General features: G+C 59.9%; 11 protein-coding genes and 1 pseudogene. 4 read left to right on the top strand and 8 right to left on the bottom strand.

Annotated elements, in window-relative coordinates:
• The first annotated feature begins 908 nt into the window (after positions 1-908).
• Together C0Z16_RS06980 and C0Z16_RS06985 are read left to right on the top strand one after the other, a co-directional pair.
• Complete coding sequence (locus tag C0Z16_RS06980) at positions 909-1,787, top strand: GlxA family transcriptional regulator (RefSeq protein WP_102631446.1); 879 nt, start codon at positions 909-911, stop codon at positions 1,785-1,787.
• A gap of 289 nt (positions 1,788-2,076) precedes the next feature.
• Positions 2,077-2,916, top strand: coding sequence for an ATP-grasp fold amidoligase family protein (locus C0Z16_RS06985; protein WP_407070660.1), 840 nt, complete (start codon positions 2,077-2,079; stop codon positions 2,914-2,916).
• 122 nt (positions 2,917-3,038) lie between these two features.
• Here C0Z16_RS06985 and C0Z16_RS06990 read toward each other — a convergent pair whose 3' ends face one another.
• From C0Z16_RS06990 to araD, 8 genes and pseudogenes are all read right to left on the bottom strand, one after another.
• Positions 3,039-4,370, bottom strand: coding sequence for a hypothetical protein (locus tag C0Z16_RS06990; RefSeq protein ID WP_102631448.1), 1,332 nt, complete (start codon positions 4,368-4,370; stop codon positions 3,039-3,041).
• A gap of 1,213 nt (positions 4,371-5,583) precedes the next feature.
• Positions 5,584-6,316: pseudogene (gene narI, locus C0Z16_RS06995) on the bottom strand (respiratory nitrate reductase subunit gamma).
• On the bottom strand, positions 6,313-7,020 hold the full coding sequence (gene narJ / locus C0Z16_RS07000; RefSeq protein ID WP_102631450.1) for a nitrate reductase molybdenum cofactor assembly chaperone: 708 nt from the start codon (positions 7,018-7,020) through the stop codon (positions 6,313-6,315). Before narJ ends, narI begins: the two are co-directional and overlap by 4 nt.
• Before the next feature lie 10 nt (positions 7,021-7,030).
• A complete protein-coding gene (narH, locus tag C0Z16_RS07005; protein WP_244201195.1) occupies positions 7,031-8,638 on the bottom strand; it encodes a nitrate reductase subunit beta in 1,608 nt (535 codons plus the stop codon).
• 472 nt (positions 8,639-9,110) lie between these two features.
• A complete protein-coding gene (locus C0Z16_RS07010) occupies positions 9,111-10,178 on the bottom strand; it encodes a LacI family DNA-binding transcriptional regulator (protein ID WP_102631451.1) in 1,068 nt (355 codons plus the stop codon).
• 102 nt (positions 10,179-10,280) lie between these two features.
• Positions 10,281-11,609, bottom strand: a complete 1,329-nt coding sequence (locus C0Z16_RS07015; RefSeq protein WP_102631452.1) for an MFS transporter — start codon at positions 11,607-11,609, stop codon at positions 10,281-10,283.
• 64 nt (positions 11,610-11,673) lie between these two features.
• A complete protein-coding gene (locus tag C0Z16_RS07020) occupies positions 11,674-12,408 on the bottom strand; it encodes a ribonuclease activity regulator RraA (protein ID WP_102631453.1) in 735 nt (244 codons plus the stop codon).
• Between the two features lie 17 nt (positions 12,409-12,425).
• The gene (gene araD / locus C0Z16_RS07025; protein ID WP_102631454.1) at positions 12,426-14,237 is read right to left on the bottom strand and encodes an L-arabinonate dehydratase; all 1,812 of its coding nucleotides are present in this window, start codon (positions 14,235-14,237) and stop codon (positions 12,426-12,428) included.
• A gap of 207 nt (positions 14,238-14,444) precedes the next feature.
• Between araD and C0Z16_RS07030 the strand changes: the two genes are divergently transcribed.
• Together C0Z16_RS07030 and C0Z16_RS07035 are read left to right on the top strand one after the other, a co-directional pair.
• Positions 14,445-15,245 carry an IclR family transcriptional regulator gene (locus C0Z16_RS07030; protein ID WP_102631455.1) on the top strand — a complete coding sequence of 267 codons (801 nt, stop codon included), beginning with the start codon at positions 14,445-14,447 and terminating at the stop codon, positions 15,243-15,245.
• A 40-nt stretch (positions 15,246-15,285) separates the two neighbouring features.
• On the top strand, positions 15,286-16,311 hold the full coding sequence (locus tag C0Z16_RS07035) for an amidohydrolase family protein (protein WP_102631456.1): 1,026 nt from the start codon (positions 15,286-15,288) through the stop codon (positions 16,309-16,311).

The raw sequence follows: 16,311 nt of genomic DNA on the forward strand, positions 1-16,311 counted from the left end.
AGAGTCTTCCATCCCCCAAGATTGCGAAACGATAGGATCTACGCCACGCTTCGCGTTTTATTTCGTAGTACACAAATTAAAGTGTTGTGATGCACCGGTAGCGGTTGCACGGTCCAGCTCGCAACTCGCGGTCCAGCTTTCGGACTCGCGTGAGCGTTGCCTCGTCGTGCATCCTCAGTGCAGAGCACTTTCAGGACACGGCAATTACTACGACCCAGTCGACAGCTTCCTCGAAAGGGAGAAGAAATTGCGCATTGCTGACATTCGATAGCGCCTAACAAGGCAAACGCTATTGCTACAGATGCTGCAATAAAGCATAGCCTGCGTGTGAATGAGCGGATCGACACGGGCAGAAATTCGGGTGCTATTGGCCGATTCCGTGGAGGCTATTACCGCCCAACACTTCAGTACAGAAAGTGTTGTAGCTATCTGCAATGGATGTAACAGAGTGATACGGGTGTGCTAATCCGCCGTCGCACCGATTTTAGTGACAGTTCATTGGCCCAAAACGCAGTGCATCTTGGGCCAATGCCCGCCTTGCCTTGTCACACGGGGCTTCGCCCCATAAGTTAACTTCGTTCCTCGATAAACACGGCCAATTTATTGAAGGCAAAAATTGCTGATTCAGCGGCCTTTTCGTATGGATTTATTTGGGCTCGCGAGGTAAGTATTTCCCAATTCATGATAAATGCGCCAAAACACCCTCACTTGCCGGCCACGTTGGCCAGGCCGGTTGGGGTACGTTAATCTCGTCACATAGACAGTGATTCACCCTGTTTGGAGAACTAAGCGTGACGACTTCCACCGATTTTATTACGTCATACATCGATGTGCACCGGCACGGACCCGAAGTGGCGACGCAGAAACCTGCGAAGCACATTGGACTTCTAGTTTGTCAGGAATGCTCGATGGCGACGGCTGGAGCAATCGGCGACGTATTCCGTCTTGCCAACGAATCAGAAGGGCTCGCCGACGGTTCCGCCTATCGTCTTTCAGTGCTCTCAGAAACGGGAGGGCTCGTGACAAGTTCTTCGGGCATTTCGATCTGGACACAAGGCATCGAGCGCAACAAGCTCGGCGACTTCCACGCGTTGTTTGTAGCGTGTAAGGACGCGGCGACGGCGCTCGAGTCGAATGATCGCCTTCTTTCATGGATCGCGCGTCAAGGTTCCATTGCATCGTTCGACATTCAGCAAGGCGCAAATCTGGTCGTCGTTTGTAAGGACCCGCGGCATTCCACGGTGCCCATCTTTCTGTTCGACGATGCACCTACTACAACCCGGACCAACAGCGCGACGCCAACCGACCTCGCCTTGGCACAGATTGAACGCGACCTCAATTCGGAAGTCGCCCGCAAGATCGCCGACATGCTGCAAACGACTTACGTCGAATCCGACAGGCTAGATCTGGACGATGCAAGCATTACTACGACGACCGAGAAGATCCGCGAGTCCGCGCGCTGGATCAAGGAGAACTACAGCAATCCTATTTCCGTTGCGAAGGCGGCGGAATGCGCCGCGATGAGCAAGCGCAACTATCAGCGCCGCTTCAAATGCGAGTTCGGCATGACGCCCCTCGAATATCTGCTGCGCACCCGTTTCGAAGTCGTTCGGGCCATGTTGCGCAATACCGATCTGCCGGTCGACAAAATTGCACGACGGTGCGGAATGGGTGACGGCAATCGCCTCGGCCGTCTTTTCAAGGAACGCTATGGCATGTCGCCCACGCAGTTTCGCGCGCAGCAGCGCCTGGAAGTCGCGGAACGGTGCTTAGCAATCGACGATTGAGATTGGTGGTCGGCGCAGTGCAGACGGAAGCCTCCGCGACGGATAGATCGCACCGCCTCACTGCGTGTACGCAAGAAGCGTGGAAAAGCTATTCGATAAGGACAAAAAAATGACAACGACGAAGTCTGCGCAGTTCCCAAACGAAGCCGGCACACCTGCTCGCCGGCGCGATCAGGCCGACCCGTCGAAAGACGCCGTACCGGATGACTGGATACGCTCTGCCGGCGTCGCGAGACAATCACCGCGCAGAGAGCCGGCCATCAGAAGATTGAAGGAAGCGGCCAAGTCGATGCTTCCGGCGCCAGTGTTTCTGAGCATGCTGCATCACAAATGTATCGGCCGTTATCCGAATCTGCTTCGCCCCACGACATTCAACGAGAAGATCCTGCAGAAGAGCTTACGCCCGGACCCATGGTTCGTGGAGTTGACCGACAAGCTCACAGTTAGAGCCTATGTCGCGCGAAAGCTGGGCGAAAAGCACGTGATACCTTTGATCTGCGCCCCGGATGTCTTCACACAAGAAGTATTCGATGCCTTGCCCAACTCGTTCGTGATGAAGGCGAATCACGGCAGCAGCTACGTGGAGGTGGTGAGAGACAAATCGGCCACCTCTTTCGAGGCGCTACAGGAACTCGCGAATTACTGGTTGTCTCTCGACTTCTACAAGATCGCTCGCGAAAGACACTATCGCCACATCAAGCCGCGCATCTTCTTCGAGAAACTGCTGCTCGATGAGAGCGGCAAAATCCCCGCCGACTTCAAGCTGCACTGCTTTGGCGGAAGAAGCGGACAACCCGTCATCTACATTCTGGTGATTGCGGACCGATTCGGCGCCGACACGCGCGGCGACGTATACGACGTCGACTGGAATCACCTGGACATAGCAATCGGTTATTACAAACGCAGTCCGGTACCGGCCCCTCGTCCCGAGAACCTGAATGCCATTGTGGACGCTGCCGTTAGGCTTTGCGAAGACTTCGACTATGTTCGGGTCGACCTGTACGCGCCCGATAACCACGTCTACTTCGGTGAACTGACGTTCACACCGGGCGCCGGCGTGCTGCCGTTCACGCCAGACAGCATCGATTACGAGTGGGGAAAACTGGTGCCCGAGACTTTCTGCCGTTAGCTTGGCGCCACTGGCCGAATTGGCATGGAAAAGAAAATCCGAGAATCGACGAAAAGAACCTGGTTCTCGCCTGCAAGCCAGGCGAGAACCAGGTTCATTGACCGATGCGAGTGCAATCCCGATCAGTTGTCAGCGTGGCTCGAGGTGTAGCTGGTAAATGCGTTGTACGGCTCGCTCAACGGTTTGCCGTTGATCATAATGCCGTATGTATCGTTGCCGCTATCGAGCACGTAGTACATCACAGACTGGATGTTGTGCGTCTTTCTTGCGTCGTAGAACGCAGCCAGCCTGTCCGAAATGTAATTCGCGCGATAGCTTTGCGATCGCTCCGGCCCCGCGTTCCATTCGGTGACGATAAACGGCACACCATAGCGGGCCTTGCAATACGTCGCCAGGTCGAAGCCCGGACCGGCGCCATCGGTCCCAATGTTGAACAAGTCGCCATAGACTTCGTAATTGTGCCAGGTGGTGATGTCCCAACGCACGGTCGGATAGCCGCCGCTGCCATCGGGCTGCATGCCATCCCACAGCGCGTCTGACGCGCCCACATCCGCAACACAGAAATTGATGCCGCACTTTGCGGACGCCTGCGCCGACTTGACGCCGTCGATCATCCCACGCATGACACCGCGCATGATCGGCCAGTTCGCGTTGTTGAAGTCGCTCGCCTTCGTGCCTGCGTAGGTGAAGTCAACCACGGTCGCGTCTTGTCGCGTCAACTCGTTGCCGCATTCGTAGATCGTTACGCCGTATCCCTTCAGCGCGTTAGCAACGGTCGAGCCGATCGAGAAGCCCTGGTTATAGGCGGCCGACTCGCTGCCCATCACACTGCCGCCGGCGCCGTAGACACCCTGATCGATCAGCACCACCAGTGTGAGTCCGGCCGCCTGGAAAGCTTGCGCAAGCTTGACCACTGCATTCAACTGCCTCGGGTCATCCGTGACGCCGACGCGATAGCTGGTGCAATTCATAGCCTTCAGCATCGAGACGATTTCCGCAGGCGTGTACGTGTAGTCGTAGTGCCCGTTCATGCCGTAGAAGCTGCCCGCAACCGGTGCGACGGCGATGCGCGGATCGCTCGAGGGCCGCCATTCGCCTTCGACGTCCGCGTTCACGTAGAACTGACCGCCGGTGCCGCAATGCCAGATCTTGCCGCCGTACCAGAGCACGAGCGACACATCATATGTATTGCCCACAGTTCGGCCGTTCCTGTAAATCACGCCGTTGACGAGCGTCCATACGTCGCCGGAGCTGTCAGTGATGGAAGCCGCTGGCGGCATGGCGGTGCCGCTCGCAGATGCCGCGGCAGCCTTCTTCGCCGTCGGAGCTGCTAAAGCCTTTGCTGATGAACTACTCGCGCTTGCGTCTTCAGAACCACCGCCGCCGCAAGCGCTCAGGAGATAGGAGCCGGCAAGGGCCGTCAGGCCGCCAATGAATTGTCGTCGTTTTACCATGGTTGATTTTTTTCCACTGCCGAGAAAGTTCTCGATAAAAGATCAAAAAGATTAGTTCTTGAGGTTTCGAACTAGTGCGTTCCTGCAGGACAGCTTGTTATTAATTCGGTGTACTTATCGATGCAAAATGACATGTCGCATCTTCGTCACCTTAATATGGCGATCACATTGTCCGAGACAACGTGGATTGAATCTGGTTGGCCGACGGACAAAGCTTCGCCCGTCGCGATGCGCGATCAGCTCGACGCCGCGATGCTTCAATGAATAGAGCTGGAACGACCGCCTACGATACCTACTGCGGGCAGCGACTTTCCGCTACGCAAACGTTTTACCGATGGAGGTCACTGACCTGCACAACTCGGAAAATTGTTCGCTTTTCTGTCGCGACCGGGGTAAATCGTACCCGGGAATATGGGATAGGTCACATAAGAAATAGTACTTTTCGGCCAAAAAGCACGAATCTTTCCGAGAACTTCGCGTGCCGCGAAAATTCCTGCTTTCACATGATGATCGGAAGATTAGATGGGCACGAACTATGGGTATTCGACCCCAGAAGAATGGTTTGTTATCTAAAGAAGGGGCAGCAATTTGTTCATAGTGCGGCTGCCGCGGAGGCCCAGTGAAGAAAAAACGACCTGCTTTCGTCCGACGTTTACCGGCGCGCTGCCGTATCGTGCGCTGCTCGCCGATCGAAATTTCCGGGATGATTCGCCATACGAACTATCCTTTCTCGTGGTTAACGCGGTTTCATCCGACGTTTCCTCGGAGAACAGACGGTTACTTCTCGTTGTGTCGCAGGCACCCGCGCTGCCGACCAGGAAGAATTCCTCCGTTGCCGCTGCATTAAACCAGGCGCCCAGTCCGTGAAATGTATGTCGACGCGTTGCCAGCATTAATTTTGGCCTGATACCGTGTGGGCGCTATTTATTCCGCACGCCATCGTGAAAGCCACTCCCCATTAGAAGTTCGCAACTTCCCGCATTGGCCGATTCAGAGTTGTCGCTATTGAAGCCTCGCGTACCGGCGATGGCCGCGTCTCAGCGCTCATGGCGGTGTCGGCGAGCTATCGATTCAGTCGGCGCTGGCTCGCGCGCGTCGCATGGAATGGCGTGATCACGCGCTATGGCCGTGACACCGATCTGAAGGCGGAGCCGGCGTGAGGTTTTAAGGCCTTCCCGAGGGCGCACACCGAGCGGGCGCACCCTCGAGCAGGCTAGCTGCGACGCCGCGGCGGTAGCACGTTATGACCTGCAGGCAGATTCATCCGCCGAATCCCGCACCACTTGCCACGGACGCAGCGCATACGTGAGCGAAGCGAAACCGCTCCATATATGCACGAGCCGCGTGAACGGGAAGATCAGAAACAGCGTCATGCCCAGCACCATATGAGCTTTAAAAACCCAGCTCGCCTCGCTGATCAACGCCGCTGCACCTGACCTGAACGTCACGATATGCTGCGCCCAACCGGCCAGCTTGAGCATCATGCTGCCGTCCAGATGTTGGCCCGACAGCGGAATCGTGCCGAGCCCTAGCACCAGTTGCAGCCACAACAGCACGAGCAGGACCACATCGCTCGCCTTCGACGTCGCGCGAATACGCGGGTCGCCGAGGCGGCGGCGCAGCAGCATGGTCACGCCGATAAACGCGAGGGTGCCGGCCACGCCGCCCGAAACCATCGCCACAATCTGCTTGGCGCCCGCGCTGATGAACGGCTCGTACACGAAGTGCGGCGTGAGCATGCCGAAGAAGTGCCCGAACAGCAGAAACAGCACGCCGATATGAAACAGATTGCTGCCCCAGCGTAGAGTGCCAGTGCGCAGCATCTGCGACGAATCGCTTTTCCATGTGTACTGATCGCGGTCATAGCGCAACAGGCTGCCAAGCAGAAACACCGTGACGCAAAAGTACGGGTAGATGCCGAACAACAGCGTGTCGAGTGTGTTCATAGCGCGGCTTCCTTGTACGTGCTGCTCGGCGCGGCGTCACGGCGGACAATCTGGATAGTCCGAAACTCGGGTGCGCTGCTTTGACCGGCGGACGAGCATCCGCCGAAGGCCGCGGGCTCGGCCCATTGGTCATCGACCGAGGGTTCCGCAGGCGCCTGGGGCACGGCATCGGGCGGCTGCACCGGCTCTCCGGCCAGATCCAGTGCAGCCGCGACCGCTGCCGCATACGGGCTTTGCTGACGCGCTAACGCCGCATGGATCGATTGCAACAGGTGCGCCATCTCCGCAAGAAACTCGCGCGCGGTGTGCTGCGGTTGCATCGCGGCGAATTCCAGAACGACCGGCAAGTAGTCCGGCAGTTCGCCCGTCGTGAGCAACAGGCCCTGCTGTGCGTAAGTTTCCTGAAGATCGATCAACGCCGGGCCGCGCTCCCTTGAATCGCCATGCACATGTTCGAACAGATGAAGCGACGTCTTGCGTCCGCGATCGAACGTATCGACGTAACGCGCTTCGGCTTCGAGCGGATCGGCCTGTTGCAAAGCATCGATCAACGCGGCCACGGCTTCGCGGCATGCATCGGACAGCGAGCCGTCCGAGCGCAGCGCGAAGCGCAAATCCGGCAGCATCGCGCGAAGCGCCGCGTCCGGATAGCCCAGCAACGCGGCCAGCACGCGCGCAGCGACATAGTGAGGTTGCGCATTCATGTCGGGACCTTCATACCTCCGCCTTGATTGGGATCGTGCGCTTCTTCTTACCGCCGAACAGGCTCGTCGCGCTCGCGCCGTCAGAACAACCGTTGCCGAACGAGAAGCCGCAACCGCCCTTCAGGTCATACAGGTTTTCCGCATATTCACGGTGCGTGCCCGGCACCACGAAGCGGTCTTCGTAGCTGGCAAGCGCCATTACGCGGTACATGTCCTCCACTTCGTTGCGGCTCAAACCGACCTGCTCCAGCACCGCCGGATTCTCGCGGCCGTCGATGTGCTTTTCGCGTTGATATGCGCGCATCGCCAACATCCGCTCGAGTGCGCGGATCACCGGCGCTTCGTCGCCGGCGGTCAGCAGATTGGCCAGATACTTAACCGGAATGCGCAGTTGCGTCACGTCGGGTATTTCGCCGTTCAGGCTCATATGGCCTTCGCTTGCCGCTGTCGTGATCGGCGAAAGCGGCGGCACGTACCACACCATCGGCAGCGTGCGATATTCCGGGTGCAGCGGCAGCGCCACCTTCCAGTCCATCGCCATCTTGTAGACAGGGCTCGTCTTCGCTGCCTCGAGCCATGCCTCGGGGATACCGTCGGCGCGCGCCTGTGCGATTACTTTCGGGTCGTTCGGATCGAGGAACACATCGAGTTGCGCCTGATATAGGTCGGTCTCGCGTTCGACAGAGGCGGCGGTCTCTATCCGATCGGCGTCATACAGCAGTACGCCGAGATAACGAATGCGGCCGACGCAGGTTTCGGAACACACGGTCGGCTGACCGCTTTCAATGCGCGGATAGCAGAAGATGCACTTCTCGGCTTTGCCCGATTGCCAGTTGTAGTAGATCTTCTTATATGGACAACCGGACACGCACATGCGCCAACCGCGGCACTTGTCCTGATCGATCAACACGATGCCATCTTCCTCGCGCTTGTAGATCGAGCCCGAAGGACAACTCGCGACGCACGCCGGATTCAGGCAGTGCTCGCAGAGCCGCGGCAAATACATCATGAAAGTGTTTTCGAACTGACCGTAGATGTCCTTCTGCGCGTCGTCGAAATTCTTGTCCTTGCTGCGCTTCTCGAACTCGCCGCCGAGAATTTCTTCCCAGTTCGGACCCCACTCGATTTTTTCCATGCGCTTGCCGGTAATCAGGCTGCGCGGTCGCGCAACAGGCGGCGCCTTCATTTCCGGGGCGGCCTGCAAGTGCTCGTAGTCGAATGTGAACGGCTCGTAGTAGTCGTCGATCCGCGGCAGGTTCGGATTCGCAAAGAGGCGCGACAGCACCTTCAGCCGGCCGCCCTGGCGCGGCTCGATCGAACCGTCGGCGTTGCGCTTCCAGCCGCCGTTCCATTTCTCCTGGTTCTCCCACTGCTTTGGATAGCCGATGCCCGGCTTCGTTTCCACGTTATTGAACCACGCGTACTCGACGCCTTCCCGGCTCACCGGCACGACCACGATCAGCATAGCCATCGTGGCCGTACTGATCAGAGACTTTTCGGCCAGGCCCACGCTGCCTTTCGGATCGAGCACCTCAAGATTGCTGCACCCCGAGAGCGACGCGACGAGTCCTGCCCCCAAGGGCATCAACACCCGTTCAAAGGTCTTTTTATTCACCATATCTGCCTGATTCCCATAGACCGATCTGAAACACCACAAAATGTTCTCGCCATGAAGACCAGACCCACTACTTCATGCGCCGTCGAATTCTAAGAGCGTGCCCGTATACGGAACATGATCTTCGACAAGCAAAACGAAACAAGCTTGATATCGATGTGTGCGAAGCAATTCTTATGATCTGGGTCAAGCGTCGTCGCGTTCGCCTGGCTTATCCTGGCTGCCTCTTGAACTACGGCGTGGAAGGCGGGTGACACCTTTCGCTAAAGTCTCGGATGACGAATGGACGTGCATCGCCGTCGGGCGGCGTCGCGAGCCGTGCCGACTCGATTATCGGCATCGTTACGATAGAAGATTGACGTGGTATCTGGAATGCCTGGCGAACGGGCCGCGGCGGCATGGGGATGCAATGGGCACAGTTACTTGAATAGGGATAACCCGCTTGCCGCTCGCGCAACGCATGGCTGAAACGGCATCAGGTGGTGGCTCGCTCCACGATCTCGAAACCGACGTCGGTCACCTTGTCTCTGTCGGCGCCGGCCAGCCGGTCCAGCAGGCAACGCGCCGCGGTAAGCCCGATACGCGTGCCATCCACGCGCACCGAAGTGAGTTGCGGCGTCGTCTCGGTCGCGAACTCGAGATCCCCAAATCCGCAGATCGCCAGTTGCAACGGCACGCTCAGGCCCAACTGTTTAGCCGCACCCAACGCTCCAATAGCCAGCAGATCCGATCCGCAAAACACCGCATCGATGTCCGGCGCCTGCTCAATCAAACGAGACAGCGCAGCCTTTCCGACAGCCACCGAACTCGGCGGCGCAACAAGCACCTCGGCAATGTCCCGAATGCCCGATTGTGCGAGCCGCTCGCGGAACCCGCCGCGTCGAGCGAGCGCCCGCGCGTCGTTCGCCGACAGGAGTCCGGGCTTGCGCACTTTCTTTTGCAGGAAATGCTCGGCCACCGCGACGCCAATCTGGTAATGCGAAAAGCCGACCAGCATGTCGATCGGCTGATCCGTCATGTCCCACGTTTCGACGATCGGAATGCCGACGTTGGCCAGCCGTTCGCGCAGCGAGTCCGTATGCGCGACGCCGGTCAGCAGCACGCCTTCAGGGCGCCGGCTCAGCACGGCGTCGAGCAACGCCTCCTCGCTCGAATCGTTGTAGCCGCTCAATGCGAGCAGCACCTGATAACCCGCGCGCGACATCGTCTCGCTGAACACCTGGATCGTTTCCGAGAATAGCGAGTGCGCGATGGTCGGCACGATCGCCGCGATCAACCGCGAGCGCGACGACGACAAGCCGCCCGCGAGCCGATTGGGCACATAGCCGAGTTTTTGCACGACCTGCCGCACACGTTCGAGCGTTTCGGGCGCCACGGTCTCCGGGCTGTTGAACACACGCGACACCGTGATCGGCGCAACGCCCGCCTGCGCGGCGACATCGGTGATGCGCAAGCCTTTGGGGCCGCCACGCATGCGTCTGACGGGCGCCGCCGCCTCGGGCAGATCGGCGCCGGCAGCAGCGGGCGGTTTTTGATTGGGCATGGTGTGCTGACAGGAGGTAATGGATCGCGCGCGTATTCTAAACCGCGGTAGACCGCGATCCACTTAGGCAAACAGGCGACATACTCAGATGTCCCGCGCGATTTACTCGGTCACCGCCACGTGCCCTTGCGCCATGCGAGCGCCTCTCTCACGACGTAGGATAAACAACGTGATGATGGCGAAAACCAGCAGACAGGTAGCCGGAATCAGCATGGGTGCCTTCACGCTGCCCGTGGTCTGACGAACCCACGGCACGAGATTCTGCGCGATGAAGCCGCCAATATTTCCCAGCGAATTGATCGCGGCAATTCCGGCCGCAGCCCGCGCGCCGAACAGGAATTTCGGCGGCAACGTCCAGAAGCACGGGATGAGCAGATACATGCACGGCGCGCCAAAGCAGAGCGCGATAAACCGCAGCGTGTTGGTCGGCAGAAACACAGCACTCAGGAAACACATGACACCCAGCAGCGCAGAAACCAGCATCGCGATGATCGCGCGATTGCCGCTGCCGCGCAGTTTCGAAGGCAGCCACGCGAGCATGATCGTCGCCATCAGCCATGGAATGATGTTCAGCAAACCATTGGTCGTGTTGCTTACGCCGAAGCCCTTCACCAGGGTCGGCAACCAGTAGCTCACGCCATACACGGAAATCGACAGCATCATGTAGTAGAGCGCCATGCCGATCACGCGTGGCTCCATGAGCACGCTCAGCAGCGAACCATGCGCGGCGGCGCCCGATTTGATCTGCGCGCGTTCGGCCTCGAGCGTGCTGGCGAGCCACTGCTTTTCATCCGCGGAAAGGAACTTCGCTTCTTTCGGCGACGTGGGCAGCAAGTACAACACGACGACCGTCAATAGAACCGATGGCAGCCCCGTGACGATGAACACGAGTTGCCAGCCGTCCAGGCCCGCGAGGCCGCCCTTGTCGAGCAGCCAGCCGCAGATCGGCGCGCCGACCATATTGCCCAGACTGCTGCCCACAGTGAAATAGCCGAGCATACGCACGCGATGCCGCGACGGAAACCACAGCGTCAGGTAATAGATCACGCCAGGATACAAACCGGCTTCCGACGCGCCGAGCAGAAAACGCAGAACGTAGAACATGGTGGCGTTCTGCGTGAACGCGAGCAGTATCGTGACGATGCCCCACGTCAACATGATGCGTGCCATCCAGCGCGGCGCACCGTATTTGTGCAGCATGACGTTGCTGGGAATTTCGAAAATCAGGTAGCCAATAAAGAACAGCGACGCGCCGAGTCCATACGCGACCTCGGAAAGCCCCAGGCTGCCGAGCATTTGCAGCTTGGCGAAACTGATATTGGAGCGGTCGATATAAGCGACCAGATAAAGCAGCCCCAGCAACGGCATCAAACGAAGGGCAAGGCGATTGATCAGGCGTGATTCGGCAATGGCCGGGGTCGTAGTTGTCACAGCGTCTCCTATGCCCGCGCCGTTAGCGCGAGCCTGTGTCCTGCGATGGGTCGAAGCAGGCGTCTTATTGTTGTTGTGCTCGCCATTGCGCGTAAGCGGCCAGCGTTTCCCCGTTCGGCGGATAGGTGCCGCGCAAGGGCCGGCCTTCGTCGATACGCTGCGCGATGAACACTTCGAGTTGCTCCTGCTCGGCGGCATCGCACGCGACGTCGGCGGCCATTTCACGCGGCACGATGACGACACCGTCCACGTCCGCGACGACGATATCGCCCGGATACACCGGCACGCCACCGCACGCAATCGGCACGTTCATATCCACCGCATGATGTTTTGCGAGATTCAGCGGCGCGCTTGCGCCGGCGCACCAGATCGGCAAGCCCAATGCAGCGATGGTCCCGCTGTCGCGCACGGGGCCGTCCGATACCATGCCCGCGACGCCGCGCTTTGCGAGACGCAGCGCGAGAATCGAGCCGACCGATGCAACCGAGCGCTCGCCGCGGCAGTCCTGCACCAGCACGCTGCCGGCTGGCGCGGTCTCGACTGCCTTGCGCTGCGGATGATCCGGGTCCTGAAACACGCCTACGTGATCGAGGTCTTCACGTGCCGGAATATTGCGCAGCGTAAACGCCGGGCCGACCACATTCGGCATGCCGGGCGCCGGCTTGACGAGCGGCGCGACGCCCTGCAAAAACACATTGCGCAAGCCGCGCTTGAAGAGTTGCGTGGTCAACGTGGCCGTGCTCACGTGCCTCAATTGTTCGAGTGTCGCTTCGCTCACGGCGATTTCGGATGCGGTCATCAAAGGCTCCGGTTCAATTAGTGGATTTCGGGTTCGCTGCGCTGCGCGTCCGGCGAATCTTGCGTGGCCGGCTCCGTTTGCGCCGCTTGCGCCGGGGTCTGCGCAGCCGCTGTCTTGACCGGCTCTTCGAGGAAGTCGAAGTCGCAGCCCTTGTTCGCCTGCAGCACATGCAACTGATGCATGACGCCGAAGCCGCGTTCGAAGGGAAGCTTCGGCGGCTGCCATGCGGCCTTGCGCGCGGCCAGTTCTTCGTCGCTCACTTCGAGATGCAGACGCCGCGCGGCCACATCGAGTTCGATCATGTCGCCGTCCTTCACGAGCGCGAGCGGCCCGCCGACGAACGACTCCGGCGCGACGTGCAGCACACACGCGCCGTAACTCGTGCCGCTCATGCGCGCATCGGAAATGCGCACCATGTCGCGCACGCCCTGCTTCAACAGCTTCTGCGGAATCGGCAATTGGCCCCATTCGGGCATGCCTGGCGCGCCGACCGGACCCGCGTGTTGCAGCACGATCACCGAATCGGCGCTCACGTCCAGTTCTTCGCTATCGATGCGCACCGCCATGTCCGCGTAGTCCTTGAACACGACTGCTGGGCCGCGATGCTTCTGCAGATGCGCTTCCATCGCCGCCGGTTTGATCACGGCGCCATCGGGTGCGAGATTGCCGGTCAGCACGGCGAGCCCGTCGCGTGCCACCACCGGATTACTGCGCTTGCGGATCACGTCGTCGTTGAAAATCTCGGCGCCCGCGATGTTTTCGCCGAGCGTCGAACCGTTGACCGTCATCTGCGAGCCGTCGATCAACTCACCGAGTTCGACCAGCAACGCGCGCAGGCCGCCGGCATAGAAAAAATCTTCCATCAGATATTGGCCCGACGGACGCAGATTGCCGATCACCGGCGTGATGCGCGAAAGTTCGTCGAAGCGCGCGGTCGTCAAATCGATACCGGCGCGGCGCGCGACTGCAACAAGATGGACTATCGCGTTGGTCGAGCCCGACATGGCCAGCACCGTGGTCACGGCGTTATCGAATGATTTCGCGGTGAGAATGTCCGACGGCTTCTGATCGGTCCACACCATCTCGACGATGCGTTGACCGGTCAGCGAAGCGAACTGCGCATGGCGCGAGTCGACGGCGGGAATCGACGAAAAGCCGGGCAGCGTCAAGCCGAGTGCCTCGGCGGCGCTCGTCATGGTCGACGCCGTGCCCATCGTCATGCAATGGCCGGGCGAGCGTGCGATGCCGCTCTCGATGCCCTTCCACTCATCCTCCGTAATCTTCCCCGCGCGCAATTCGGCCCAGTATTTCCACGTGTCCGAACCGCTGCCGAGCGTGCGGCCGTTCCAGTTGCCGCGCAGCATCGGGCCGGCGGGCAGAAAGATCGACGGCAGGTTCATGCTGATCGCGCCCATCAACAGGCCGGGCGTGGTCTTGTCGCAGCCGCCCATCAGCACGCAGCCGTCGAACGGATACGACTTCAGCAGTTCCTCCGTCTCCATGGCGAGGAAGTTGCGGTAGAGCATCGTGGTGGGTTTCTGGAACGGTTCGGCGAGCGTCATCACCGGCATCTCGACCGGAAAACCGCCGGCCTGCCAGATCCCCCGCTTCACCTCTTCCACGCGCTGCTTGAAGTGCGTGTGACACGAGTTGATTTCGCTCCACGTATTGGCGACGGCGATCACCGGCTTGCCCATGTAATCGGACGCGTGATAGCCCATTTGCGCAGTCCGCGACCGATGGCCGAACGAGCGAAGGTCGTTCACGCCATACCAGCGATAGCTACGCAGCTGCTCGGATGTTTTGCGATTCGACACTGATGTCTCCATGGTATCGCTACCATCCCGCGGCAAGACTTGCCGGCGTGACAGAGCTTTCGGGATGAATGCGATGGTAGCGATACCATCGTCCGCTGTCGCTCAGGGATATTACTGAGCAGACGCTGTTGCCCGGATTGACTGCGGCTAGCGATCGGAATAGCATTGTTCCATCTACTGATTATCGGTTCTATCTGATAGAACTTCATGGAGATGGACATGCCCCGCAGCAGCGAGACGGTGCGCCCGCCGCAAGGCGTCACACCGAGTGGGATCGACGTACTGGATCGCGCCGCGTCGATTCTGTTTGCCTTTCGCCGAGACGACGAACCGCTCACCCTCACCCAGCTTTCGGAGCGCACGGGACTTTACAAGAGCACGCTGTCGCGGCTCGCGCAGGCGCTGTGCCATCACCAGCTTCTGATTCGCCGCGACGACGGGCGCTTCTGGATCGGCTCGGCCGCGATGCATCTCAGCGCTGTCTACGAAGCCGGCTTCGATCTGCGCGACATCCTGCTGCCCGCAATGAAGGAGCTGAGCGTCGAGACCGGCGAGGCTGTCTCGTTTCATGTGCGCGAGCGCGATCACCGTGTCTGCCTGTACCGCATCGCGTCGCGTCACTCGATCCGCGCGGAAGTGCAGCAAGGCGACACGCAACCGCTCGAACGCGGCGCGGGCGGACGCGTGCTGCTCGCGTTTGCCAATGAGCCGGGCGAGCCCTACGAAACGGTCCGCGCTCGCTACGTGTATGTGTCGATCGGCGAACGCGACCGCGAAACGTCAGGCATTTCCGCGCCCGTGTTTCGGGTCGGCCAGGAACTGGTCGGCGCGCTCGGCATCGTCGGGCCGTCCGCGCGCATGGGCATCGAGGAAATGGAGCGCTATCGTCCGCGCCTGCTCGAGTTTGCGGCGCGCGTCACGAAGGCGCTGGGCGGCGACGCCGAGCCTTTGTTGAACGCGGCATCGGCTATAGAAGAGGCGCAAGAAGCGGCGCGCCCCGACAACGCGCTGCCACGCTAAAGATTTCGCCACACGGCATTCCGATTCGGAGACACACTTGATGATCATCGACATTCACGGTCACTACACGACCGCGCCGAAATCGCTGGAGGCCTGGCGCAACCGCCAGATCGCCGCGCCAGGCAATCCCGCAGAGGCACCGAAGCCGTCCGAACTGCACATCAGCGACGACGAACTGCGCGAGTCGATCGAGACCAACCAGTTGCGCCTGATGCGCGAACGCGGCCTCCACCTCACCGTGTTCAGTCCGCGCGCGAGTTTCATGGCGCATCACATCGGCGACTTCAACATGTCGAGCACGTGGGCGGCCATTTGCAACGAGCTGTGCTACCGCGTGAGCCAGTTGTTCCCCGAGCATTTCATTCCAGCGGCGATGCTGCCGCAAAGCCCAGGCGTGGATATCGCCACCTGCATCCCTGAACTCGAGAAGTGCGTCGAGCAATATGGCAACGTAGCGATCAATCTGAATCCCGACCCTTCGGGCGGCCACTGGACCAGCCCGCCACTGTCCGACCGCTACTGGTACCCGATCTACGAGAAGATGGTCGAGTACGACATCCCCGCGATGGTTCATGTGAGCACGAGCTGCAATGCGTGCTTCCACACCACCGGCGCGCACTACCTGAACGCGGACACAACCGCGTTCATGCAGTGCCTCACGTCGGACCTGTTCCGCGACTTCCCGACGCTGCGCTTCGTGATTCCTCACGGCGGCGGCGCGGTGCCGTATCACTGGGGGCGCTTTCGCGGCCTCGCGCAGGAAATGAAGAAGCCGCTGCTCGAAGAGCATCTGCTCAAGAACATCTTCTTCGACACCTGCGTCTATCACCAGCCGGGCATCGATCTGCTTACTAACGTGATTCCCGTCGACAACATTCTGTTCGCGAGCGAGATGATCGGTGCGGTGCGCGGCATCGATCCGCAAACCGGCCACCACTTCGACGACACCAGGCGCTACGTCGAGGCAGCCGATATGAACCAGGAACAGCGCTACAAGGTCTACGAAGGCAATGCGCGGCGCGTGTATCCGCGCCTCGATGCCGCACTTCAAGCACAAGGACGTTGA

It is taken from the genome of Paraburkholderia rhynchosiae (assembly GCF_002879865.1).
In the GTDB taxonomy this organism is placed as follows: Bacteria; Pseudomonadota; Gammaproteobacteria; order Burkholderiales; family Burkholderiaceae; genus Paraburkholderia; species Paraburkholderia rhynchosiae.

What these genes read in the sequence shown, in the direction of transcription:
- C0Z16_RS06980 (WP_102631446.1), top strand. Translation starts at nt 909, where the DNA reads ATGGCGACGGCTGGAGCAATCGGCGACGTATTCCGTCTTGCCAACGAA.
- C0Z16_RS06985 (WP_407070660.1), top strand. Translation starts at nt 2,077, where the DNA reads ATGCTTCCGGCGCCAGTGTTTCTGAGCATGCTGCATCACAAATGTATC.
- C0Z16_RS06990 (WP_102631448.1), bottom strand. Translation starts at nt 4,370, where the DNA reads ATGGTAAAACGACGACAATTCATTGGCGGCCTGACGGCCCTTGCCGGC.
- narJ (WP_102631450.1), bottom strand. Translation starts at nt 7,020, where the DNA reads ATGAATGCGCAACCTCACTATGTCGCTGCGCGCGTGCTGGCCGCGTTG.
- narH (WP_244201195.1), bottom strand. Translation starts at nt 8,638, where the DNA reads ATGGTGAATAAAAAGACCTTTGAACGGGTGTTGATGCCCTTGGGGGCA.
- C0Z16_RS07010 (WP_102631451.1), bottom strand. Translation starts at nt 10,178, where the DNA reads ATGCCCAATCAAAAACCGCCCGCTGCTGCCGGCGCCGATCTGCCCGAG.
- C0Z16_RS07020 (WP_102631453.1), bottom strand. Translation starts at nt 12,408, where the DNA reads ATGACCGCATCCGAAATCGCCGTGAGCGAAGCGACACTCGAACAATTG.
- araD (WP_102631454.1), bottom strand. Translation starts at nt 14,237, where the DNA reads ATGGAGACATCAGTGTCGAATCGCAAAACATCCGAGCAGCTGCGTAGC.
- C0Z16_RS07030 (WP_102631455.1), top strand. Translation starts at nt 14,445, where the DNA reads ATGCCCCGCAGCAGCGAGACGGTGCGCCCGCCGCAAGGCGTCACACCG.
- C0Z16_RS07035 (WP_102631456.1), top strand. Translation starts at nt 15,286, where the DNA reads ATGATCATCGACATTCACGGTCACTACACGACCGCGCCGAAATCGCTG.